16 protein-coding genes and 1 tRNA gene are annotated in these 22,241 nt (G+C 73.9%); 8 read left to right on the forward strand and 9 right to left on the reverse strand.

Features of this window, described 5'->3' with window-relative positions:
* Positions 1-2 precede the first annotated feature (2 nt).
* Both ACIQD7_RS15570 and ACIQD7_RS15575 read left to right on the forward strand, forming a co-directional pair.
* Positions 3-200, forward strand: a complete 198-nt coding sequence (locus tag ACIQD7_RS15570; protein ID WP_121828189.1) for an AlpA family transcriptional regulator — start codon at positions 3-5, stop codon at positions 198-200.
* Positions 200-1,462, forward strand: coding sequence for a tyrosine-type recombinase/integrase (locus ACIQD7_RS15575; protein WP_402442000.1), 1,263 nt, complete (start codon positions 200-202; stop codon positions 1,460-1,462). The genes ACIQD7_RS15570 and ACIQD7_RS15575 overlap by 1 nt, the downstream gene beginning before the upstream one ends.
* Positions 1,463-1,816: 354 nt before the next feature.
* On the opposite strand, the gene ACIQD7_RS15580 is transcribed toward ACIQD7_RS15575, so the two are convergent.
* The 4 genes from ACIQD7_RS15580 to ACIQD7_RS15595 all read right to left on the reverse strand — a co-directional run bounded on the left by ACIQD7_RS15580 (position 1,817) and on the right by ACIQD7_RS15595 (position 7,762).
* Positions 1,817-3,307: an LAETG motif-containing sortase-dependent surface protein gene (locus ACIQD7_RS15580; RefSeq protein ID WP_402442001.1), complete on the reverse strand. Its 1,491-nt coding sequence runs from the start codon at positions 3,305-3,307 to the stop codon at positions 1,817-1,819.
* Between the two features lie 225 nt (positions 3,308-3,532).
* Positions 3,533-4,069 (reverse strand): single-stranded DNA-binding protein, encoded by a 537-nt coding sequence (locus tag ACIQD7_RS15585; RefSeq protein WP_402442003.1) that lies wholly within the window; start codon positions 4,067-4,069, stop codon positions 3,533-3,535.
* Between the two features lie 182 nt (positions 4,070-4,251).
* Positions 4,252-6,150, reverse strand: a complete 1,899-nt coding sequence (locus tag ACIQD7_RS15590) for a GTPase (RefSeq protein ID WP_402442005.1) — start codon at positions 6,148-6,150, stop codon at positions 4,252-4,254.
* 1 nt (position 6,151) lies between these two features.
* Positions 6,152-7,762 carry a dynamin family protein gene (locus ACIQD7_RS15595; RefSeq protein ID WP_121828208.1) on the reverse strand — a complete coding sequence of 537 codons (1,611 nt, stop codon included), beginning with the start codon at positions 7,760-7,762 and terminating at the stop codon, positions 6,152-6,154.
* Between the two features lie 302 nt (positions 7,763-8,064).
* On the opposite strand from ACIQD7_RS15595, the gene ACIQD7_RS15600 reads away from it, so the two are divergent.
* Both ACIQD7_RS15600 and ACIQD7_RS15605 read left to right on the forward strand, forming a co-directional pair.
* A tRNA-Arg gene (locus ACIQD7_RS15600) sits at positions 8,065-8,137 on the forward strand.
* A 271-nt stretch (positions 8,138-8,408) separates the two neighbouring features.
* Positions 8,409-10,247 carry a TerD family protein gene (locus tag ACIQD7_RS15605; protein WP_402442008.1) on the forward strand — a complete coding sequence of 613 codons (1,839 nt, stop codon included), beginning with the start codon at positions 8,409-8,411 and terminating at the stop codon, positions 10,245-10,247.
* Positions 10,248-10,471: 224 nt separating this feature from the next.
* Here the strand turns inward: ACIQD7_RS15605 and ACIQD7_RS15610 are convergent, their stop codons facing one another.
* Complete coding sequence (locus tag ACIQD7_RS15610) at positions 10,472-11,200, reverse strand: TetR/AcrR family transcriptional regulator (RefSeq protein WP_402442010.1); 729 nt, start codon at positions 11,198-11,200, stop codon at positions 10,472-10,474.
* 151 nt (positions 11,201-11,351) lie between these two features.
* Between ACIQD7_RS15610 and ACIQD7_RS15615 the strand changes: the two genes are divergently transcribed.
* A complete protein-coding gene (locus ACIQD7_RS15615) occupies positions 11,352-13,088 on the forward strand; it encodes an amidase (RefSeq protein ID WP_402442012.1) in 1,737 nt (578 codons plus the stop codon).
* A gap of 68 nt (positions 13,089-13,156) precedes the next feature.
* Here the strand turns inward: ACIQD7_RS15615 and ACIQD7_RS15620 are convergent, their stop codons facing one another.
* The 3 genes from ACIQD7_RS15620 to ACIQD7_RS15630 form a co-directional block, all read right to left on the reverse strand.
* Positions 13,157-13,882 carry a hypothetical protein gene (locus tag ACIQD7_RS15620; protein WP_402442013.1) on the reverse strand — a complete coding sequence of 242 codons (726 nt, stop codon included), beginning with the start codon at positions 13,880-13,882 and terminating at the stop codon, positions 13,157-13,159.
* A gap of 122 nt (positions 13,883-14,004) precedes the next feature.
* Positions 14,005-14,385: an SH3 domain-containing protein gene (locus ACIQD7_RS15625; RefSeq protein WP_402442014.1), complete on the reverse strand. Its 381-nt coding sequence runs from the start codon at positions 14,383-14,385 to the stop codon at positions 14,005-14,007.
* A gap of 227 nt (positions 14,386-14,612) precedes the next feature.
* Positions 14,613-15,956 carry an esterase-like activity of phytase family protein gene (locus ACIQD7_RS15630; RefSeq protein ID WP_402442015.1) on the reverse strand — a complete coding sequence of 448 codons (1,344 nt, stop codon included), beginning with the start codon at positions 15,954-15,956 and terminating at the stop codon, positions 14,613-14,615.
* Between the two features lie 209 nt (positions 15,957-16,165).
* Between ACIQD7_RS15630 and ACIQD7_RS15635 the strand changes: the two genes are divergently transcribed.
* The 3 genes from ACIQD7_RS15635 to ACIQD7_RS15645 all read left to right on the forward strand — a co-directional run bounded on the left by ACIQD7_RS15635 (position 16,166) and on the right by ACIQD7_RS15645 (position 20,141).
* Entirely contained in the window at positions 16,166-17,314 is a 1,149-nt protein-coding gene (locus tag ACIQD7_RS15635) for a winged helix DNA-binding domain-containing protein (protein ID WP_402442017.1), read from the forward strand.
* Positions 17,315-17,561: 247 nt separating this feature from the next.
* Positions 17,562-18,479 carry a factor-independent urate hydroxylase gene (gene pucL / locus ACIQD7_RS15640; RefSeq protein WP_402442018.1) on the forward strand — a complete coding sequence of 306 codons (918 nt, stop codon included), beginning with the start codon at positions 17,562-17,564 and terminating at the stop codon, positions 18,477-18,479.
* A 354-nt stretch (positions 18,480-18,833) separates the two neighbouring features.
* Positions 18,834-20,141: an IS701 family transposase gene (locus ACIQD7_RS15645; protein ID WP_402442019.1), complete on the forward strand. Its 1,308-nt coding sequence runs from the start codon at positions 18,834-18,836 to the stop codon at positions 20,139-20,141.
* A gap of 37 nt (positions 20,142-20,178) precedes the next feature.
* Here the strand turns inward: ACIQD7_RS15645 and ACIQD7_RS15650 are convergent, their stop codons facing one another.
* Positions 20,179-22,209: a helix-turn-helix domain-containing protein gene (locus tag ACIQD7_RS15650; protein ID WP_402442021.1), complete on the reverse strand. Its 2,031-nt coding sequence runs from the start codon at positions 22,207-22,209 to the stop codon at positions 20,179-20,181.
* Positions 22,210-22,241: the final 32 nt, after the last annotated feature.

Consider the following 22,241-nt stretch of genomic DNA (forward strand, 5'->3'; position numbering starts at 1 on the left):
TCATGTCGCACAGCCTCCCCGACCGGTACCTGACCCCGACCGACGTCGCCGAACTCCTCGGCGTGCCCATCGAGACCATCTACCAGTGGCGGCGCAAGCGGACCGGGCCCCGAGGCTTCCGTGTCGGTCGGCACGTGCGCTTCGACCCCACCGACGTGCAGACCTGGGTTCAGGCGCAGATGGAAGGGGCCGCTGCCTGATGGCCGGACACATCCAGGATCGATGGTTCAGGGTCGAGCCCGGCCCCGATGGCAAGTCCCGCAAGGTCAAGACCGACCGCTACGGCATCGGTCTGCGCTACCGCGCTCGGTACGTCGGGCCCGACGGTTCGGAGAAGAGCAAGAGCTTCCCGGACAAGCAGAAGCGCTTGGCCGACATCTGGCTGACCAACATCGAAGCCGACATGGCGCGCGGGCAGTACATCGACCCCAAGGCCAGTCGGACGACGTTCCGGGAGTACGCCGAGCGCTGGATCGCCGCTCTCACCACGGACCTGAGTAGCCGTGCGGCCATGGAAGGGCGCCTTCGCCTTCACGCGCTGCCGTACCTCGGGGCTCGCCCCATCGGCTCGTTCCAGGCAGAACACATCCGCGACTGGAGTCGCCAGCTCGAAGAGACCGTGGGGTCCGCCTCGTACCGGCGGCTCATTTTCGACGCGGTGTCCTCGGTGCTGAACGCCGCCGTGGACGATCGGCTCCTCGCCTCGAACCCCTGCCGGGCCCGGTCGGTCAAAGCTCCCCGGCCGGCGCCGACTCGGGTGCATCCCTGGGCCGCCTCCCAGGTCTTCGCCGTCCGTGCCGGCCTGCCTGAGCGCTTCCGGGCGATGGTGGACGTGGGCGCCGGATGCGGGCTCCGGCAAGGAGAGATCTTCGGGGTCGCCGTCGACAACATCGGGGATCTCGGCTGGCTCTACGTCCGTCAGCAGGTGAAGAAGGTGCGCGGTGGGCTCGTGTTCGCCCCTCCGAAGCGCGGGAAACTCCGGGACGTCCCCCTCGACCCTGAGGTCTCGGCGGCCCTGCGCGAGCACATGAAGCGGTTCCCGCCGGTCGAGGTCACGTTGCCGTGGCTGACGCCGAGCGGGCCGAAGGTCACTCACCGGCTCGTGTTCACGGCGCCTGCCGGAACGGCCCTGTGGAGCAACGCCTTCAATGACCAGACGTGGAAGCCGGCGCTCGCCTCCGCCGGGATCATCCCCGTCCCCGAGAAGGGCTACCGGTACGCCGCCGCTCGTGAGCACGGGATGCACGCGCTCCGGCACTTCTATGCCTCGGTCCTGCTGGACGCCGGCGAGAACATCAAGGCGCTGAGTCTGTACCTCGGGCACAGCGATCCGGGGTTCACGCTCCGGGTGTACACGCATCTCATGCCGAGCAGCGAGACGCGTACTCGGAAGGCCATCTCTGCGATGTACCGGGCCGCCGGTCACGCTCATGACGGCCCCGAGACGGCCCAGGCTGCCTGAGACGGCCCCTCATCGGCGGGAAACCTGCTGGTGAGGGGCTGTTTCGTGCCCTCGGCCGGAGAGAAACACCCCATCTTGCCTGACCGCCACCCCCGGGCGGAAACCGGTAAGCCCGGCGGCCGGGTGCGCGGGGGCGCGGAACCGGTGCGGATGTGGCGCGGGCGGGGCCGGTGCGGGGGCTTTCTGGGCCCGGACGCGCGCCCGACGTGCGGCCCGGACGTGCGACGACCCCGGCCGCGGGTGCGGTCCGGGGTCGTGCGGGGTTCACGGGGAGGGCGTCGTGTGACGCACCTCACTCCGCGGGTGGTGCTTCGGGCCGGGGCCGGGCGCGAGGCCCGGCACCCGTACCTCGGCTCAGTGGCCGGTGGCCTTCTTCTTGCGGAGGAAGAACACCGCGCCGCCGCCGACCACGACGAGCGCGGCGGCGATGCCGGCGATCATCGGGGTGGCGTTGGAGCTGCCGGTCTCGGCGAGGTCGCCGCCGCCGGTGGTGCCGGTGGTGCCGCCCGCGGTGTCGCCACCGGTGGTGCCGCCGGTGGTGCCGCCGGTGGTGGTGTCACCGGTGGTGCCGCCCGTGGTGGACGGGGAGGGAGAGGCCGGGGTGGAGGGCTCCGTGGTGGGGGTGGTCTCGGAAGGCTTCGGGCCGGGGGTGGCCGTCTCGCAGTCCAGGACGCCCTCGAAGGTCTGCTCGAAGCCGTTCGGGCCGGTGATGGTGAAGTTGTACGCCTCGTCCTCGGCGAGCTTGACCGGGATGGTCTTGGTCTCGCCACCGGCGACGGTGTAGGAGGTGCCCTTCAGGTCGAAGGTCCAGTCCTCGTCGCCCTCGTTGGAGGCGATGACCTCGAGGCCGCCCTTGGCGCAGTCCTTGGCGACCGTGACGGCCGGGATGACGCCCTTCTTCGCCCAGGCCGCGGTGGCCTTGGCCGTGACGGTGGAGTCGCTGGAGCCGGCCAGGATCAGGGTCTGCGACGGGCCGTCGATGGAGACGAAGGCGCGGCCCAGCTGAACCTTGGTGGTGGCCTCGACGGCCAGCTCGGCGGTGCCGTCGGCGGTGCCGGCGGGAACGTCGAAGAAGATCTCGTCGCCGTTGGAGGCGGTGGTGACGGGCTCACCGGCCTTGTTGACGACCTTGACGCCGGCGGCGGCGCCGGGAACGGCGGCGACCTTGACGCCGCCGCTCGCGACGTTGGTGTTGACCGTGATCGGGCCGAGCTTCTCACCGGACTTGCCGGCGACGGAGGACGGGGAGAGGCTCAGGGAGGGCTTGGGCTCCTCGAGCTTCTTCGCGTTCTCCAGCAGGTACTTGGTCAGCTTCCGGGCGTCCTTGGCGTCCGGCTTGGCCGTGACGTCGTCCGAGAGGGTCCAGATCGCGGCCTGGGTGCCGGCGGCGGCCTCGCTCTTGGAGAGGTCCACGCCGAGCTTCTCACCGAGGTCCTTGGTGGACAGCTTCGGGTAGCCGTTCTCCAGGATCCAGAGGATCTTGCCCGCGTCGGCGTTGTCGTGGAGGGACGACTGGTCCCAGCCGACCTCCTTGTAGTCGAAGTCGTGCTTCGCCGGGGTGCGAAGGTCGATGCAGTAGGTGAAGAGGGAGCCGCCGCCCTCGACCTGCATGTTGAAGAGGCCGCCGTTGACCGACCACTTCGAGCCGTTCTTCTCGGTGATCTCGACGCCGCCGGACTCATCCTTGGACAGGTTGCCGAGCTTCGCCTTGACGCCACCGGCGCCCGGGGCGTCATCGGCCAGCGCCGGACCGGCCATCGCCATCGTGCCGGCGGCGACGAGCCCCGAGACGAGGGTGGCGGCGGCGAGGCGACGCGCAGTGCCCCGCCCACGAACTGAAAACATTGGATTCCCCTCCGGGCGAGCTACTCCGCGAACAGCGTTGTTCCGCGTGGGGGGAGCGCACGCCAACAGACTCACAGACTCGATGGGCTCACGTGCCACATGAGTACCCGGGAATCCTAGGGATGCGGAACCCCCCGGTGCCCGGCCATACGGTCAGATAACCATTCCGTCTCGGAATCGTTATCACGTGCGGTGAGTTGGTCGACAAATCGCCACGACGCAAGGTCAGGACGCGGTTACCAGCCGGTGTTCCGGACTCGTCGGCTCGTCCTTTCCTCCGCTTTCCTCCCGGGAAGCGACCGTTTCCGCCACCGCCGTCGTCCACGGGTCGTCCTCCGGGGCCGGGCCGGGCACGGAACCGGCGGCGGGGGGCGGTTCGCGGTCCGTCAGCGCCCGGGACTCGGCCCGTACCGCGCGCCGGAAGGCGGCCGTCCCCCGGGTCAGGTCGTGGCCCACGGCCAGCGCGTCCACGTCCACGAAGGTCTTGCGCTGCCCCTCGCGCTCGTCCTCCCGCACCTTCAACCGGCCGTGCACCACCAACGGTTCCCCGACCGAGACCGAGGCCGCGAGATTGGCCCCCAGGGAGCGCCAGGCCGACACGGTGTAGAAGCTGGTGTTCCCGTCGGACCAGAGGCCCCGCTCCCGGTCCCAGCGGCGCGCGGTCACCGCGAACCGGAACCGGGCCACCCCGCCGGCCACCGTCTCCCGGTACTCCACCGCCGTCGCCACGTTGCCGACGAGCGTCACGGTCGTGTCGTTCATGGTCCCGCCCCCATCCGTTCCGCCGGACGCCCTTCGGCCGGGCGCCCTTTCGACCTCATGGTGGGGCGAATCCGAAAATCCCGCCGGAGCCTGTGGAAAACCCCGTAACAGTGGACGACTCGCTTACCCGGGAGAGTGAGGACGGGCAGGGGAAGCGGGGGGGGAGACCTCCCCGCCCCCGCCTACCTCCCCCGCGCCCCCGCGCGGGTGGCGCCCAGGCGCCTCGTACCGGGGCGGTGTCCGCCCACGACGCGGGCCGGTGCGCGGGAGCCCACCACCGTCGCGTACTGCTCGCGCACCTCCCGGTAGCGCACCAGCTCGGCGGCCACCGGGTCGAGGACCCGGGCCCGGCCGCAGGCGGCGGCCGCCTCGCGCAGCCGGCGTTCGGCCTCCTGCCCGTACCGGCGCGCCGGGCCCTTCACCGCGCCCTCGCAGGCCCATTCGACGAGCGGGCCGCCCACGATCCCGGCGAGCATCACCAGGACCGGCGGGAGCAGTCCGGGCTCCACGACGCCGAGGATCTGCCCCACCAGCCAGAGCGCACCGAAGACCTGGAGGAGCGTCATGACGACCTGGGCGAGGACGGCGGCGGGCCACCAAGCGGGCCGGGGCGGCCGGGCCGCCGGGTCGCCGAGGGAGACGGTCAGTTCGTCCAGGGCCTCGGGGAGGCCGTCCGCGCCGCGCGTCGCCGCCTCGCGGACGGCCTGCGCCCACGGGGCGGGGAGCCCGCGCGAGGCGTCGTCGGCGACGATCCGCACGGCCTGCTCCACGCGCTGGCGCGCCGTCAGCTCCTCCTCGGCCGGGGGCGTGAGGTGCGGGTCGGTGGAGCCGTGCTCGCGCTTCCGCTCGTACCAGCGGTAGAGCCGCAGCCAGGGGGTGCCGCAGGCGCGGATGGCGCCCCGGCGCCAGACCCGCTCGGCGGCCTCGCCGGCGGCCTGGGCGCCGACGGCGGCCGCGAGGCGGTCCGTGAAGGCGTCCCGGGAGCGCTCGCCGAGCCCCGCGCGGCCTTCGGCGACGTAGGCGGGGCGGAGCCTGGCGGCGGCGGCGTCGATGTCGGCGGAGAGGCGGCGCTCGGGGGCGGTCTTCTCCTGGACGAAGCGGGCGACGAGTTCGCGCAGTTCGGGGACGCCCTCGCCGGTGAGGGCGGAGAGGGCGAGGACGGTGGCGCCGGGTTCGCCGTGCTCGCCGAGGGCCACGCCGTCCTCGTCGAGGAGGCGGCGCAGGTCGTCCAGGACGAGGTCGGCGGCCTCGGTGCCGAGCCGGTCGATCTGGTTGAGGACGACGAAGGTGACCTCGGCGTGCCCGGCGAGGGGGCGGAGGTAGCGCTCGTGGAGGGCGGCGTCGGCGTACTTCTCGGGGTCGACGACCCAGATAACGGCGTCGACCAGGCCGAGGACCCGGTCGACCTGGTCGCGGTGGGCGGTGACGGCCGAGTCGTGGTCGGGCAGGTCGACGAGGACGAGGCCCTGGAGTCCGGTGTCGCCCGCGCCGCCCGCGAGGGGCCTGCGGCGCAGCCGGTTGGGGATGGCGAGCCGGTCGAGGAGTCCGGCGGCGCCCTCGGACCAGCTGAGCGCGATGGGCGCGGCGGTGGTGGGGCGGCGCAGGCCGGTCTCGGAGACGGCGACGCCGGCGAGGGCGTTGAAGAGGGTGGACTTGCCGCTTCCGGTGGGCCCGGCGAGGGCGATGACGGTGTGCCGGGAGGAGAGCCGCTGGCGGGCGGCGGCCTCGTCGAGGACGCGCCCGGCCTCGGCGAGGGCGTCGCTCTCCACGCGCGCGCGGGAGAGGCCGACGAGCTCGTGGAGGGCGTCGAGGCGGTTGCGGAGGGGGCGGCCGTAGTGCCCGCCGAAGGAGGCGGGCGCGTCCTCGTCGGGGCCTGCCGCGCCGCCCTCGGAGCCTCCCTCGAAGTCGCCCGTGAAGCCGCTCCGGGGCTCCCCCTTGAGGGCGGCGGCGCGTTCGCTCGCGCGGCGCGCGATCAGCCCGTCGTCCCAGCGCCCGCGCTCGGCCTCACGGTCGTGGTCGTGGTCGGGAGCGCGGTCGCGGTCGGGGCGGGGGCTTCTCTTGCGGTCGTCTTCCAGCTGCACGTCACTTCTCCTTCTGCAGTACGGAGAGCGCGGCGATCAGCTCCGCCTGCGGCTCGGGGGTCACGTCGAGCGCGTCGAGGGGGGCGAGGCGCCGGTCGCGTTCGGCGTGCAGGACGCGGTCGACGTACGCGAGGACCAGCGCGCCGCCCTTGTCGCGCAGCCGCAGGGCGACCTGGGCGCCGAGGAGTTCGGCGAGGCGCTCGCCGGCGGGCCGGGTGCGGCGGCCGCCGAGGAGGGAGGCGGCGAGGAGGGCGGCCACGGTGTCGGCCTCGGGCAGGGCGCCGCGGGCTCCGGCGGGGCGCTCCACGGTCCGTACCTCCTCGTCGGCCAGTTCTTCGAGTTCGCGGCGCCAGCGGCGCACCTCCAGGCCGATCCGCTCGCCGGTCTCCCGGTCGGCGCAGGTCGGCACGGGGCCGAGGGCCTCGGCGGCGGGCTCGTGGCGCCAGCCGTCCCGCACCCGCTCCTCGGCGGCGGAGACCGCGCAGTGGAGGAGGGCGGCGAGGGACTCGGCGAGGGCGTCCAGGAGCTCGTCGGCGGTGCTGTCGCGGGGGTAGGCGCGCCAGCGGGTGCGGGCGTCGCCGGCGAGGACGGCGCCGCGGCCGAGCTGTTTGCGCACCCGGCCGCCCTGCTCGTGGTAGGCGGCCTCGACGACGCCGCCGAGGCGGACGGCGGCGGCGTACTGGGCGGAGACCGCGCCGGCCAGCTCGGGCAGCCGGGTGTCGAGGGAGTCGATGACGCCGAAGGCGGTCCGGTCGGCGGCCTGCTGGTGGGCGGCCGGGTCCTCGGCGCGGTGGGCGAGCCAGCCGCGGAGGGGGGCGACGGCGCTGTCGGGGAGCAGTCCGCTGCCGCCGCCGGTCGACTCGGGCAGCTCGGGGATGGTGAAGCGGGGCACGTCGCCGAGGCCGGCCCGGTCGAGCAGGGCGCCGTACTGGCGGGAGACCTCGCCGATGACCTGGTGGGGGACGCGGTCGAGGACGGTGACGAGGGTGGCGTCGTACTCCTTGGCGGTGCGGAGCAGGTGCCAGGGGACGGCGTCGGCGTACCGGGAGGCGGTGGTGACCATGACCCAGATGTCGGCGGCGCAGATCAACTCGGCGGCGAGGAGGCGGTTCTCGACGACGAGGGAGTCGATGTCGGGGGCGTCGAGCAGGGCGAGGCCCCGGGGCAGGGAGGAGGAGGTCTCGACGCGGAGGGCGTTGTCCTCGGGGGCGGGCTCGTCGACGGGGTGGTCCTCGTCGGCCTGGGGCAGCCAGACGCGGGTGAGCTGCGGGAGGACGCGCATCCCGGCGAACCAGTGGTGGTCCTCGGGGTGGCAGACGAGGACGGGGGTTCGGGTGGTGGGCCTGAGCACACCGGCCTCGCTGACGCGCCGCCCCACAAGGGAGTTGACGAGCGTGGACTTCCCGGCGCCGGTGGAGCCGCCGACGACGGCGAGGAGCGGGGCGTCGGGGTCCTTCAGCCGCGGCACCAGGTAGTCGTCGAGCTGGGCGAGCAGCTCGACCCGGTTCTGGCGGGCGCGGTCGGCGCCGGGGAGGGGGAGTGGGAGACGCACGGCGGCGACACGGTCGCGCAGGGCGGAGAGTGCGTCGATCAGCTGAGGCCGTTCGTCCAAGGTCACCACATGCGAAGAATGCCCAATTTATGAGTGTTTTTGAAGCGTATGGGGGCCCTGCGCGCCGAAGAAAAGGGCGGTGACCGGAAGACGGGGCATAACGAGTGCACAACACCCGCCCCGAGCGATGCGAAAAGCGCTGCGCGAATCGCACCTGCCTGCGATTATCGTTCCGCTTCACCGAACCTACACATCGTGCCACGCAGGTGAAGCAACCGGGCCAAGGCGATCGGAGCCCTATCCTTGTCCCGGCAGGCCCCACCCCACCCACCAGGGGCTCCTGGCCACAAGGCCACCACCCGGCCCCCGTAGCTCAGTGGATAGAGCAGGTGCCTTCTAAGCACTTGGCCGCAGGTTCGAGTCCTGCCGGGGGCGCTTTTCTCCGCACGGCTTCACCGTGGGGACCGGACCCTCCTTCGGGAGGGTCTTTTCGCTGGTCAAGAGCTTCTTCCAGCCATCGACCGGAACGACCGGGCGGAGAGGTGCGGGAGGCCGGATCCGTACGGTCGCGGCCGGCCGTGGGCGTCCTTCGGTGGGTGTTCGTCCCGTAAGAGGGCCTAAGTTCAGGGTGATCTCCAAGCGGAAAAAGGAGACAAAACGGCATTCCGGTTGAAGTGGCGATCGTGTCCGGATCATCCTTGCTGCCGTGTCCCTCGCCACCGCGCTCGACGTGTCCCGCCTGCCCGACTACGCGTACGACTGGGCCCTGGTCGACGTCGAGACGTCCGGTCTGGTCGCCCGGCGCGATCGGGTGCTCTCGATCGCGGTACTCACCTTCGGGCCGGACGGGGTCCAGACCGGCGAGTTCTCCACCCTGCTGAATCCGGGCTGCGACCCCGGACCCGTGCACGTCCACGGGCTGACCGCGGAGCGGCTGAGCGGTGCCCCGACCTTCGGGCAGGTGGCCGGGCGGATCGGCGCGCTCCTGCAGGACCGCGTCATGGTCGCCCACAACGCGCAGTTCGACTACGACTTCCTGGCCCACGAGTTCGCCCGCGCCCGGCTCTATCTCCCGGTCTCCCAGCGTCTGTGCACCCTGGCCCTGAACCGGCGCGTGGAGCCGCCCGCCGCGGACCTCAGCCTGGCGTCGCTGGCCGCCCACTACGGCGTGCCGCAGACCCGGGCCCACGACGCGCTGGACGACGCCCGGGTCCTCGCGGGGATCTTCCGGTCCTCCCTCTCCGAGGCCGCGCGGCTGGACGTCCCGCTGCCGCTGGTGTCCTGCCCGCCCCGGCAGGACCCGCAGTTCGCGCCGAACCCGCCGAAGACCCCGTGCGCCTACCGGAATCCCGGCCGCCCGGCCCCCGGCGGTCCGCTCGTCCAGGGCATGAAGGTCGCCGTCACGGGCGAGACGGCGACCTCCCGGGCCGAACTGGTGGCCCGGGCCGTCGCCGCCGGGCTGAACATCATGTCGTCGGTCAGCCGGCACACCAGCGTCCTCGTCACCAACGACGCGGCCTCGGGCTCGGCGAAGGCGCGGCGCGCGATCGCCGAAGGCGTTCCCGTCATCGACGAGCACGCCTTCCTGAAGCTGCTGGGCGAGGTGCGCCCCGGTACGCCGCACGAGAATCAGGCGCCCCCGATGGTCCCGGAGGCCGTACCCCCGCCCGCTGCCACCGCCACCGCTGCCGTCGTGGACGTGCCGACGCCCAGGCGGCCCGAGCCCGCGCGGCCCGTCAAGCCGTTCGGGCGCCGGCGGGTCCTGGTCCTGGGCGGTACCCACGAGGAGGCGTCCGCCGCGCGGGCCCGGATCGTCGAGATGGGCGGTGCCGCCGCGATCAACCTCTCGGCGGGCGTCACCGACGTCGTCCTCTTCCCCGGGGGCGAACTCGACCGCCGCATGGCCCGCGTCGCCTCGCTGGGGCTGCCGGTCCGCGAGCCCGCCTGGCTCGGAGCGCCGGTCTCCGATCCGGCCGGGCCGACCGACGTCCACGCCCCCGCCCCGGCCGGCGCGACGGCCGACGTCCTGCCGCGCGGCGGAGTCCTCGACCTCCCCGCACCGCCCGCCGTCGGCCACTGGCACGTGAGCGCCTCCTGGGCCCAGCAGACCACCTGCGAGATCGACGTCGTCGCCTTCGTCCTCGACGAGGACGAGCAGGTCTCCTGCGACGGGGACTTCGTCTTCTACGGCGCGCCGGAGAGCCCCGACGGATCCGTCCGCCTCCTCTGCGACGGCCCGACCGAGCAGACCGTCGCCGTCGACCTCGCGGCGCTGCCTCCGGGCGCCCGCCGGATCGCGATCGCCGCCGCCGTCGACGGCGCCGCCACCTTCGGCGACATCGGAGCCGTCCAACTCGCCCTCGCTCCGGGCGTCGACGCTCCGGCCACGGCCCAGGCCACCCTGGACGCCGCCACCAGCGAACGCACCCTGCTCCTCGCCGAGATCTACCGCCGGGGCCCACGGTGGCGCTTCCGCGCCGTCGGCCAGGGGTACGACCACGGTCTGGAGGCCCTCGTACGGGGATACGGCGTCGACGTCGAGTAACCGCCGGCGGACACGGGGAAGCTCAACGCCGTGCCGGGCCCCGGGCAGGGGACGCGCTCCCCGGCACAAGGCCCCGCGTCCGAGCCCCCGCAGGATCCACCGGCCTGGAAGCGGCCGAAGCGGTGGAGTTCGGGCGGCGTACGGCGCCGGTCCCGGGGGCCATGTCGGCTACCAGGTCGCGGACTGCGGGACGGCGTACGCCCTGGGTGGCGCAGGTCTCGGCGTCACCCCCGCCCAGCAGGCCGCAGCTCGCGTTCGAGGGCCGTGAGGGCGAACGCGTGGGGGGAGGCGTGCTGCCAGCGGGAGCGGCCGAACATGACGTCCTCGGAGAGGCCGCTCAGCATGGCCACCGCCCGGACGACGAACTCCGCGATGTCCACGTCGGCGAAGTGTCCCAGGTCGCGGCCCTCGCGGAGAATGGCCTCCAGGCGCTCGTCCCAGCCGTCCAGCAGTTCGGTGAGGATCCGCCGGCCCGCCTCGTCGTGGCGTTGCGCCAGTACCTGGGTCCACAGCGCGTAGCGCTCGTCGCCCCGGTGGCGGGGCAGGTAGAAGCGGACGAACAGGTCCAGCTTCTCGGCGGGGGACGCCGCCCGGTCGGCGGCCTCCTGGAACCGGGCCCAGAGGTCGGTCTGGCTCCATGCGAGGACTTCGAGCAGGAGCCGGTCCTTCTTCCCGAAGTGGTAGAGGATGTGGCCGGTGCTCATGCCGGCCCGCTCGGCGATGTCCGACATCCGCAGGGCGGCCGCGCCCTTCTCCGCGATGACGCCGACGGCGGCCCGCATGGCCCGCTCCCGCGCCTCGTCCCCGCTGGGCTGGCGTTTCCTGTCGATCGGGATCCGGGGCACGGGCCGCGAGGCGGTACCGGCCCCACCGTCCGCCGGCCCCGCCCCGCCGTTCGACGGCGGACGGCGGCGGGGCGGGTCGGGCTCGGGCCCGGTCTCTGACATCGGCATGAACTCACTCCCGGCTCCGGAAATCCAGACTCCCAGTCTAGATTTCGGCGACCTAGACTTTTACTCTAGATTGAAAATCTAGTCAGATGGACGGGAGTGCGACCGACCACAGCGGCCCGTCTGTCCTCCTCACCCCACCCAGGAGACCCCCGTGACGCGCGGATTCGATGTCGTGGAGACCTGTATCGCCGACCTGCGCGCAGCGCTGGAGAAGGGCGAGACGACCGCGGTCGGGCTGCTCGACGCCTACCTCGCGCGGATCGAGGCGTACGACCGGCCCGGCACGGCCACCGCCCTGAACGCGATGGTCGTGATGAACCCGCACGCCCGGGCGGAGGCGGCGGCCTCCGACGCCCGCCGCGCGCGCGGCGAGACGCTGGGGCCGCTGGACGGCATCCCGTATACCGCCAAGGACAGCTACCTCGCCCAGGGGCTCACGGCCGCGTCCGGCTCCCCCGCCTTCGAGCACCTCGTGGCCCAGCGCGACGCCTTCGCCGTCGAGCGGCTGCGCGCGGGCGGCGCGGTCCTCATCGGCCTGACCAACATGCCGCCGATGGCGAACGGCGGGATGCAGCGCGGCGTGTACGGGCGCGCGGAGAGCCCGTACAGCGCCGACTGGCTCACCAGCGCCTACGGTTCCGGCTCCTCCAACGGCTCCGGCACGGCGACGGCGGCGTCCTTCGGCGCGTTCGGCCTCGGCGAGGAGACCTGGTCCTCGGGCCGCGCCCCCGCCTCGAACAACGCGCTGTGCGCCTACACCCCCAGCCGCGGCGTGATCTCGGTCCGCGGCAACTGGCCGCTCGTGCCGACCATGGACGTCGTGGTCCCGCACACCCGCACCATGGCCGACCTGCTCGAACTGCTCGACGTCATCGTCGCCGACGACCCGGAGACCCGCGGGGACCTGTGGCGCGCGCAGCCGTGGGTGGCGCTGCCCCCGCCGTCGCGGGTGCGTCCCGCCTCCTACCCGGCCCTCGCGCCCGCCGACGCCGGGGCCGCGGCCGACGCGCTCGCCGGCAAGCGCGTCGGCGTGCCCCGGATGTACATCAACGCCGACCCGGACGCCGGAACGAACCCCGACGGAGGCATCGGCGGCCAGACCGGGCAGCGCGTCGACACGCGCCCCTCGGTGATCGCCCTGTGGGAAGCGGCCCGCCGCGACCTGGAGGCGGCCGGGGCCGAGGTGGTCGAGGTCGACTTCCCCGTGGTCACCAACTACGAGTCCGACCGCCCCGGAGCGCCCTCGCTGCTCACCCGCGGCCTCGTCAGCCGCGCGTACCTGACCTTCGAGATCGAGGACCTGTCCGCCTGGGCCTGGGACGACTTCCTGCGGGCCAACGGCGACCCGGCGCTGTCCACCCTGGCCGACGTCGACGGGGACCTCATCTGGCCCGAGCGGGAGGGCGAGCTGCCCGACCGGTACGAGGGCTTCGACGACACGATCGGCGCGTACCCCCGCTTCGTGCGCGAGCGCCCGTACGCCTCCCTCGCCGACATGCCGCTCCTGGAGGAGGGGCTGCGCGGTCTGGAGGAGACGCGCCGCGTCGACCTGGAGCTGTGGATGGACGGGCTGGGCCTGGACGCGGTGGTCTTCCCCGCGGTCGCCGACGTCGGCCCCGCCGACATGGACGTCAACGCGGCCTCCGCCGACCTCGGCTGGCGCAACGGCGTCTGGGTCGCCAACGGCAACCTGGTCCCCCGCCACCTCGGCATCCCGACCGTGACCGTGCCCATGGGCACCATGACGGACACGGACATGCCCGTCGGGCTGACCTTCGCGGGCCGCGCCTACGACGACAACGCCCTGCTGTCCCTCGCTGCGGCCTTCGAGAAGACCGGCAGCCGCCGCACGGCACCGCCGCGCACGCCACGCCTGCCGGCGGAGTGATCCGGCGCCCCGCAGGGCATGGCATCCGCCCGCTCCCGCTCCGGGTCCACGGAACCGGGCGGCCGTCCTCAGCCGTCCCGTCGCTCGGCGGTCCTGCGGGGATCGTCCGCCAGGATCCGGGCCGCGAGCCGGCGGGCCTGTTCCTCCGCCGGGTGGTCGCGGGTGGTGAGGAGGGCGTACGCGTACGCCTCCGGGGGCTCGCCGGGACCCCGGTCGTGGTGGAAGTCGACGTCGACGCCCTCGGGGTACGCGAGTTCCTCGGGGACGCCGGGTTCCGCGCGGCGGGGCGAGACGTTCGTGAGGACGCAGCCCCAGCGTGCGAACCAGCCGCTGTCCGCGAGGATCCCGCCGAGGAGACGGGCCACGGTGTCCACCGGCTCCTCCCAGGCGCGGTCCGACGCCGCCCGGGCGAGTTCGGCCTCGTACCGGGCGGCGTCGAAGCGGTGGGGCGGGGGTACGGCGAGGGTGCCGCCGGTGTTCTCCCAGGAGTCCCAGACCACCAGGTCGCCCTCGCGGCGCACGGTGACGTACAGGGCCCCGCAGCAGCCGGCCGTGCAGGTCGGCTCGGCGATCGCGATCCTGCGGGGCTCCTCCGCCGCCGCCAGCGGCCAGGTCGCGGCCGGCCCCGTCCAGTACCGGCAACTGGGCGCCCTGCCGTCCGGGCGGACCTCCGCCAGGACGTCCGCGCCGTCGATCAGGGGCCGCACCTCGGCCCACGGGTCCGCCGCCCAGTCGTCCGGGATCCGGTGTCGCAGGGTCAGGGTGTGGAGCACCACCGGGTCGTCGTCGGTCATGCGTACATGATCCATGCGTACGTGATCGGCCGGTTCGGTACGGGCGTCCAAGCCGTTTCCGGGCGGGAGGGCCCCGCGTGCGCGGACCCCCGTACCGCGCACGCGGGGCGTATCGGGAGGGGTCAGCAGTGGGGCACGTAGTTCTGGATGCGGCCCGTGGTCAGGTAGTAGTCGCTGACGTAGCGGTAGCCGGAGGCCGAGTAGAGGCCGGCCCAGATGGTGTAGCCGTTGACGGAGGTCCCGGTGGTCCAGCAGTCGACCTCGACCTTGGTGCCGTTGGCGAGGGTCCACAGGGTCGTGGAGGTCGTGCTCGGCCGGCTGTGGACCTTCAGGCCGCTGGGTGCCTTCTGCACGTAGGCGCACCAGGCCCTGGGGTCGCTGCCGGAGGAGCCGCAGCGGAACGCGTCGGCGGAGGCGCCCGGCGCGAGGGCGAGGCCCGCGGCGAAGAGCGCGGCGGTGGCGGCCGCGACGACGGACGCGGGCTTCCTGTGCTGACGGAACATGTGATCCCCCTCGGACCGCACCGGTTCCGGCCGCGTACGGCCCGGTCCCGGTGCCTTGCGAGTCGGTCGTGGACTCGCTCGTGGACAGGGAAGACGTTAGGGTCCGGTCGCCTCCGCGCGCGTCCCACGGTGAGTTGATCCCGGGTAAACCTGTGCGGTACTCCCCGGGACGACGGCGGCAGCAGCGGTGACCGGGGGCCGGAGACCGGCCCCCGGTGGTCCGCACTTCAGCGGACGGGACGGTTCAGGCGCACCTCGACGAGGGTCGTCTCCACGCCGCTGTCGACCAGGCGGCCCCTCGCGTCGAAGGCGCCGGGGCCGTCCGTCATGCCGAAGTCGTTGTCGTTGAGCAGGACGAGGGTGGAGGAGCCCTCGACGGCGATGCCCTCGATCTTGCCGGGGACGCCCTTCACGGTGTTGAGGTCGATGACGAGGTCCTTGCGGAGGACCGGTACGCGCGCCGCCGCCGGGTCGTCGAGCTGCTCCAGACCGGGCCGGGTGGCGGGAGCGTCCCAGACCGAGCCGAGGATGTCGGCGGAGCGGCGGAGGCGGACCTCGTAGAGGCGGGCGGCCTTGTCGGTGCGCTCCTGGACCAGGAGGCGGTCGCCGCCGAGCGCGACGAGCGCGGAGAGCTTCAGCTCGGAGGTCTTGGTCTGGCCGGGCTCGACGGTGCCGACCGGGTCGAAGCGGTAGGCGTACTCGGCGGTGACGCGGTTCTCGCGCGGGGAGAAGCGCAGCAGCCGGGTGGTGCGGGATTCCTTGCCGGCGGCCTCGTCGGGGTTGAGCAGCGGGCTCTGGAGGCCGAGGACGAGGTCGCCGCCAGGGAGCAGCGCGAGGCCCTCGAAGCCGCGGTTGATCTTGCGCTTGAGGAAGATCGCGGGCAGCGACTCGACCACCGGGTAGTCGGCGCCGGTCAGCTTCAGGCCCTTCGGCACGTGGCGGGCGAGGACCCGGCCCTTCGCGGAGACGTGGACGAGCGAGGGCCCGTACTCGTCCACCAGCCAGAAGCCGCCGTCCCGGTCCCGCACGATGCCCTCGGTGTCCAGGCCGTTCGGGTCGTACGGGAGGGGGGTGGAGGCGTCGTACGTGTACGGGGCCTCGTCGCGGCCGGGCTGGTTGGGCAGGCCGGTCACGGGGGTGCCGCGGGAGGTGGTGATCGGGAGCGTCTTCAGGACCTGGATCCGGCCGCCGGCGACGCGGATCTTCACGATGGCCGGGTCGAAGCCGGGCACCGGGAAGGTGCGGCGCTTGTCCTTGCCGATCTCGATCTGGCCGTTGGGGCCGCGGTCGGTGACGGTCCAGTACTCGCCGCGCCGCTCCGCCGGGAACAGGTCGCTGCCGATGCCGCCCAGGTCGATGCCCCGGTCGTCCGCGACGCTGCCCGGGATCATGGCGTTGCTGAAGGCGGCCAGCGGGAGGTCGGGCAGGGTCGCGGTGGAGACGACACGGCCGGCGGGGCCGCGGTGCGCCGACGCCCCGTCCGCCGTCCCCCCGACCACCGTGAGGGCGAGCGCGGCGGACAGCGGCAGGATCACGGCGGCGGGCCGGCGGCGCGGGAGGCGCGGAATCATCTGGGGGAACTCCCTCGGAGCGCGTGGAGGACGGAGAGGTACGGGTCGGCGCCGGTGACGGCGGGCCCATGGTCCGTTTCCGGCCACAACGCGGAGCGACACGTACGCGACGCCGGGGCGATCCCTGGGTGAACGCGCGGCTCCGCACCACTTCACCCAGCAAAACGAGAACACGTTCGAAACCGCTCTCCGTGCGAGAGGATCCCCCCATGCCGATCACCCCCCGCGCCCTCAACCGCTCCACCCTCGCCCGGCAGTTGCTCCTCGCCCGCGAGCCGGTCGGCGTCGAGGAGGCCGTGCGGCGGGTGGTGGCCCTCCAGGCGCAGCGGCCGGGTTCGCCGTACGTGGCGCTGTGGAACCGGATCGCGGGCTTCGACCCCGCGCGGTTCGACGAGGCCCTGCACGGGTTCCGGGTGGTCCGGTCGACGCTGATGCGGCTCACCCTCCACCAGGTGCACGCCGACGACTACCGGGCCTTCCGGGAGGCCATGGAGCCGACGCTGCGCGGCGGGCGGCTCCACGACCCCCGGTTCAAGGCCGCCGGGTTCACGGCCGCCGACGCCGACGCGCTCCTGCCCGGCCTGCTCGCCCACGCCTCGGAGCCCCGCCCCGGGGCCGAGCTGCGGGAGCTGGTCGAGCGGGGCCGGGAGGGGCCGGTGGCGCCCGTGGTCTGGCGGATGGTGCGGCAGTACGCGCCGCTGTGGCACGCGCCGGAGGGCCCGCCGTGGGCGTTCGGGAGCGCGCAGTCCTTCGTCACGGCGTCCGAACGGCCCGCGCTCGCCGACCCGGAGGCGTCCGCCGCCGGTCTGGCCGTACTGCTCCGGCGCTATCTGGAGGGCTTCGGTCCGGCCTCCGAGGCGGACATGGCCCAGTTCACGACGGCGCCCCGCCGCCTGGTGCGCGAGGCCGTACGCGTACTGGAAGAGGGTCTCGAACGGCGGGAGGGGGCCGACGGGACGGTGCTGTACGACGTCCCGGGAGCGCCGCTCCCCGACGGGGAGGCCCCGGCCCCGCCGCGCCTCCTCGGCATGTGGGACAGCGTCCTCCTCGCGTACGCCGACCGCTCCCGGATCATCCCGCCCGCGTACCGCAAGCTGGTGATCCGGGCGAACGGCGACACGCTGCCGACGCTCCTCGTCGACGGGTACGTCGCCGGGGTCTGGCGGCCCGTCGACGGCGGGATCGAGGCCACGGCCTTCCACCCGCTGCCCGCCGGGGCCTGGGAGGGCCTGGCCGCCGAGGCCGCGGCGCTCGGCGGCCTCCTCGCCGCCCGGGACCCGCTGGTCTACCGCCGCTACGACCACTGGTGGGCCAAGGGCTTCCCGGCGGCCGAGGCGCGGGTGCTGCCCGCGGGGTGACGGGCGGCCGGGATCCGGCTCCTGCCCGCGCGCGGACCGCCGGGCCGTCGCCGCCGGGCCATTGCCAGGTCCCGGAAGTGCACCTATCTTCGAGGCCACACCTACGGACCGGGATGCTCGTCAGTCCCGGGGCGGTCCGCCGTTCACGGGCCGGACGGCGGGGAGCGGACCCTCGGGACGACGGGGACGCTGGACGCCGGGCGTACGGGATATCCGTATCCACGTACCCGCGGGAGCTGAGCAGCACATGAGCAAGCACGTCCTGGCACAGAACCAGTACGGCAAGGCCGAGAACCGGATCGTCACCGTGACCCGCAAGGGCGACGACGGGGCCTGGCACGAGATCCGCGACCTGAACGTGTCGGTGGCGCTGCGCGGCGAGTACCGCGACGTGCACCTGACCGGCGACAACGGCAACTGCCTGCCGACCGACACCACCAAGAACACGGTCTACGCCTTCGCCAAGGAGCACGGCGTCGCCTCCCCCGAGGCCTTCGCGATCCACCTCGCCCGGCACTTCGTGACCTCGCAGCCGGTCATCCACGAGGCGCGGATCCGGGTCGAGGAGTTCGCCTGGGAGCGGATCCCGGTGCCGACGCGCAAGGAGCAGCACTCCTTCGTCCGCAAGGGCCAGGAGGTCCGCACCGCGCAGGTCACGTACTCGGAGACCACCGGCCTCCAGGTCCAGTCGGGCCTGAGGGAGCTGACCGTGATGAACTCGACCAACTCCGAGTTCCACGGCTTCCTCAAGGACCGGTACACGACGCTCCAGGAGGCTTACGACCGGATCCTGGCCACCAAGGTCACCGCCCGCTGGGCCCACTCGGCCACGGCGGCGGCCGACCCGGAGCACGACTGGGACCGCTCGTACGGGAAGGTGCGCCGCCACATGCTTGAGGCGTTCGCGGAGACGTACAGCTACTCGCTCCAGCAGACCCTGCACGCGATGGCGGACCGGGTCCTGGACCACGTCCCCACGGTCAACGAGGTGCGGCTCAACCTGCCGAACAAGCACCACTTCCTGGTGGACCTGGAGCCGTTCGGCCTGAAGAACGAGAACGAGGTGTACTTCGCGGCCGACCGGATGTACGGCCTCATCGAGGGCACCGTCCACCGCCAGGGCGTGCGGCCGGTGATCGCGACGAGCGACTGGATCACCGCCTGAGCCGGAGCGGGACGAGGCCGTCCAAGGCGAGGCGTACGGGCCCGGTTCCCGGCCTGGGGCATTAACCGGGCCGGCCCGTCCGCCTCGCTCTGCGATGGTCCGGCCACGCAGGGCGACGGGTCAAAGCGCGGCCGGTGAGTCTGTCAGATCCCCGCGGGGCGTTCCGGAGGGCCGCGCGGGGGTGCGCCGGGGGTCGCGGAGAGGCCCGTGACCTGCGCGGAAGCGGGGGGAGGTGGTCCGGCCACCATCAGGCGGCCGATTCGGGTGCCGGGTACACCTCGTCCCCGGGGGCGGTCACGGGCGACGGTGGTGGTGCAGCGGGAAGGAGCTGCGCACCCTTCGGGCAGGAGTCTCGTGAGTACATCCGTCGCAACCAAGCGCAGGGCCGCCACCGGGGCCGTCGCCCCGGCCGTCCCCCTGGGCGCCGCCAGGTCCGCCGTCGCGGCCGGTGCCCGCGAGAACGTCTACGCCGAGCTGTGTGCCGCGCTCTTCTCCGGCTTCGCCCGCCGCGACCAGCGCCTGAAGGCCGAGCAGTACCTGCACGGCCTGCTCACCGCGCAGGGCCGCAAGTCGATCCGCAACATCGCCGCGCAGATCGGCGGCCCGGCGGCCGAGCAGAGCCTGCACCACTTCGTCTCCAGCTCCACCTGGGACTGGCAGCCCATGCGGGCGGCGCTCGGCCGCCACCTGGAGCGGAACGGCTGCCCGCAGGCCTGGGTGGTGCGGCCCATGCCGATCCCGAAGGCCGGGGAGCACTCCGTGGGCGTGGACCGGCGCTTCGACCCGGAGCGCGGGCAGGTCTTCCACGGCCAGCAGGCCTTCGGCGTGTGGTTCGCGGGCGAGGACCTGAGCGTCCCGGTCAACTGGCGCCTCTTCCTGCCGGACCCCTGGGTGAACGACCGCACGCGGCGCGACCGCGCGGAGGTCCCCGACGAGGCCGGCGAGGAGACCCTGGAGGAGTGCGCGGTCGCGGCCGCGCTCGACACCGCCCGCTGGTCCGACGTCACCCGCAAGCCGGTCCTCATCGACATCCGGGGCGGTGCGGGCCGGGCGGCCCTCACCCGGCTCGCCGCGGCCGGGGTGCCGGTCGTGGCCCGGATCGGTCCGGGCTCCCGGCTCGCGATCGCGGACCGCTCGCTGCCCGGCTTCGGGGCGGGCCCGCTGTCCGCCGTGCAGATACTGGAGTCCCTCAAGGGGCTGCGCAGGCCGGTGAGCTGGGTGGACACGGTGGGGGGCGTGCGGACCTCGCGGACCTCGCTCGCCACGGCCGTCCGGGTGGCGCTGCCGACGCCGGGCGGGGAGCGGATGCGTCCGCTGGTGCTGCTCGGCGAGTGGGACGACCCCCGGCGGGCCCCGTCCCGGGTGTGGATCAGCGACCTGACCGGTTCCCAGGTGGGCACCCTGCTGCGGCTGACGAAGCTCGCGCGCCGGGTGGAGCGGGACTTCACCGAGGTCGGGGAGGGGGCGGGCCTCCGGGACTTCGTGGGCCGCTCGTTCCGCGGCTGGCACCGGCACATCACCCTGGCCTCGGCGGCCCACGCGGCGACGCTCCTGTCCGCCCAGTGGGAGTCGGGCCACGGCTCGGCGCGGGGCTACGGATCCGGGCAGGGGTACAGGCAGGGGTACGGCTCCGGCTACGGTTCGCGGCGCTCGGCGAGCTGAGGCCTGCGGGCCCGCCGGGCGGCGGCCGGTCCGCCGGTCAGGCGCCGCGCTCCGGCGGGCGGAGCGGCTCGGGGACGACGCGGCCCCGGGCCAGGGCCTCCCGGGTGCGCTGGAGCCGGAGCGCCAGCTGCACCTCCAGGACCTGGCCGGGCTTCTGCCACTCGGGGCCGAGGAGTTCGCCGATCCGCTCCAGGCGGCGGGAGACCGTGTTGGGGTGGACGTGCAGCGCCTCGGCCGCGTTCGTCGGGCTGCCGCCGGAGGCGAAGTACGCCTCCAGGGTGTGGGTGAGGTCGGTGAACCGCTCGGCGTCGTAGTCGAGCACGGGCCCGATCGCCGACTCCACGAAGCCGTCCACGTCGTTGTCGTCGGAGAGCAGCAGCCCCAGGAAGCCCAGGTCCCGCACGGAGGCCGCCGATCCGGCTCCGCCGAGGGCGCTCATCGCGTCGAGGCAGCGCCAGGCCTCCCGGTGCATCCGCCCGACGGCGTCCGGGCTCCAGCCGGGTCCGGCGGAGGCGACGGAGACGGGGTGCCCGAGCAGCGGGGACAGTTCGGCGGCGACGGCCCGGGCGGCGGCCGAGGCGTCGTCCCCCGGCAGCAGCAGCACGATGCAGCCGCCCTGCACGGTCTTCAGACCGGAGAGGCGGTACGCGTACGAGGACGCCCACACGACCGCCCGGCCCTGCTCGCCGCCCTCGGGCCGGGCGAGCACGAGGACGTGCGGCCGGCGCAGGTCGACGCCGAGGCGGCCGGCCCGCTGGGCGATCTGCTGCGGGGCGTGCGGCGGGTCCGCGATGAGGTCGTCGAGGAGTTCGTCGCGGACGGGGCCCTCGGCGACGGCGGTGGAGCGCCGCATGAGGAGGAGGAAGGCGACGGACTGGGCGGCGAGTTCGAGGAGCCGTTCGTCCTCGCCGGTGAGTCCGCCGGCGGCGTGGACGACGAGGCCGCCGAGGTCCTCGGAGCCCGCGATGACCGGCGCGACCCAGGTGTCGTCGGCGGCGAGGACCGGGCGGCGGCGGGCGTGGGCGTCGAGCGAGGCCTTCTCCACGGCCTCCTCGACGGCCTCCTCGTCGAGGCCGGGGACGTCCCCGATCATGGCGAGGACCCGGCCGCCGGGGTCGCGGATCAGGACGCTGGCGTCGAGGGCGTCGGCGGCGGCCTTGGCGACGTTGCGCAGGTCGCCGCCCGCGAGGACGAGGTTCATGATGCGGCCGTGGGCCTCGCTGACGTGCCGCATCCGGGTGAGCCGGGTGCGCACCCGGGAGCTGTCCCGCTCCAGTTCGGAGACCTCGGCGCGGGTCCGGTCGAGGAGCCCGGCCTTCTCGACGGCGAGGGCGGCCAGGTCGGCGAGCGCGGCGAGGAGTCCGATCTCCTCGGCGGTGTGGTGACGGACGCGCCGGTCCGCGCCGAACAGGGTGCCGATGACGGTGTCGCCGCTGCGCAGCGGCGCGGCCACGATCGCGTGCAGTCCCTCGGTGCGCAGGGCGGTTTCGGCGGCCTCGTCGAAGGCGGGGGCGTGGACGCCCGCGTCGAGGGAGCCGGAGGGGGCGAACCGCTCGTCGGCGAGGTAGTCGGGGGTCCAGACGGGTTCGCCGTGGAGCTGGACGGCGCCGCCGAGTCCGTACCCCTCGGCGATCCTGAGGCCGGGGGCGAGGCGCGGTCCCTCGGCGGGGCCGGGCCGGGTGCCCTCGGCGGTGTGGACGTAGCAGGCGCCGTGCGGGCCGCGCAGGGTGACGTACGCCAGGTCGAGGCCGAGGAGCCGGCGGGCGCGGCGGGTGATGACGTGCAGCAGGCCGTCGAGGTCGTAGGAGAGGGTGAGGTCGCGGGCGGTGTCGGTGAGGGCGTCGAGTCCGGCCTCGCGGCGCGCGTCGTGGGCGCGTTCGGCGTGGACCTGGCCGGCGAGGACGACGGCCCGCTCCAGACGGTCGAGGTCCGCGCGGGCGAGGCCGTCGCGGCGGGCCTCGTCGAGGAGGGCGTCGAAGCGGGCGGGCGGGGCCTGCCGGGCGAGCAGTTCGAGGACCGTGAGCAGCGCGTCGGCACCACCGGCTCCGTCCGCGCCGTGCGTCGTCATGGTCCGGGCCCCCGTATGTCGAGCGAAATCGG

The sequence above is a fragment of the Streptomyces sp. NPDC093071 genome, from assembly GCF_044754545.1.
Classification (GTDB): Bacteria; Actinomycetota; Actinomycetes; order Streptomycetales; family Streptomycetaceae; genus Streptomyces.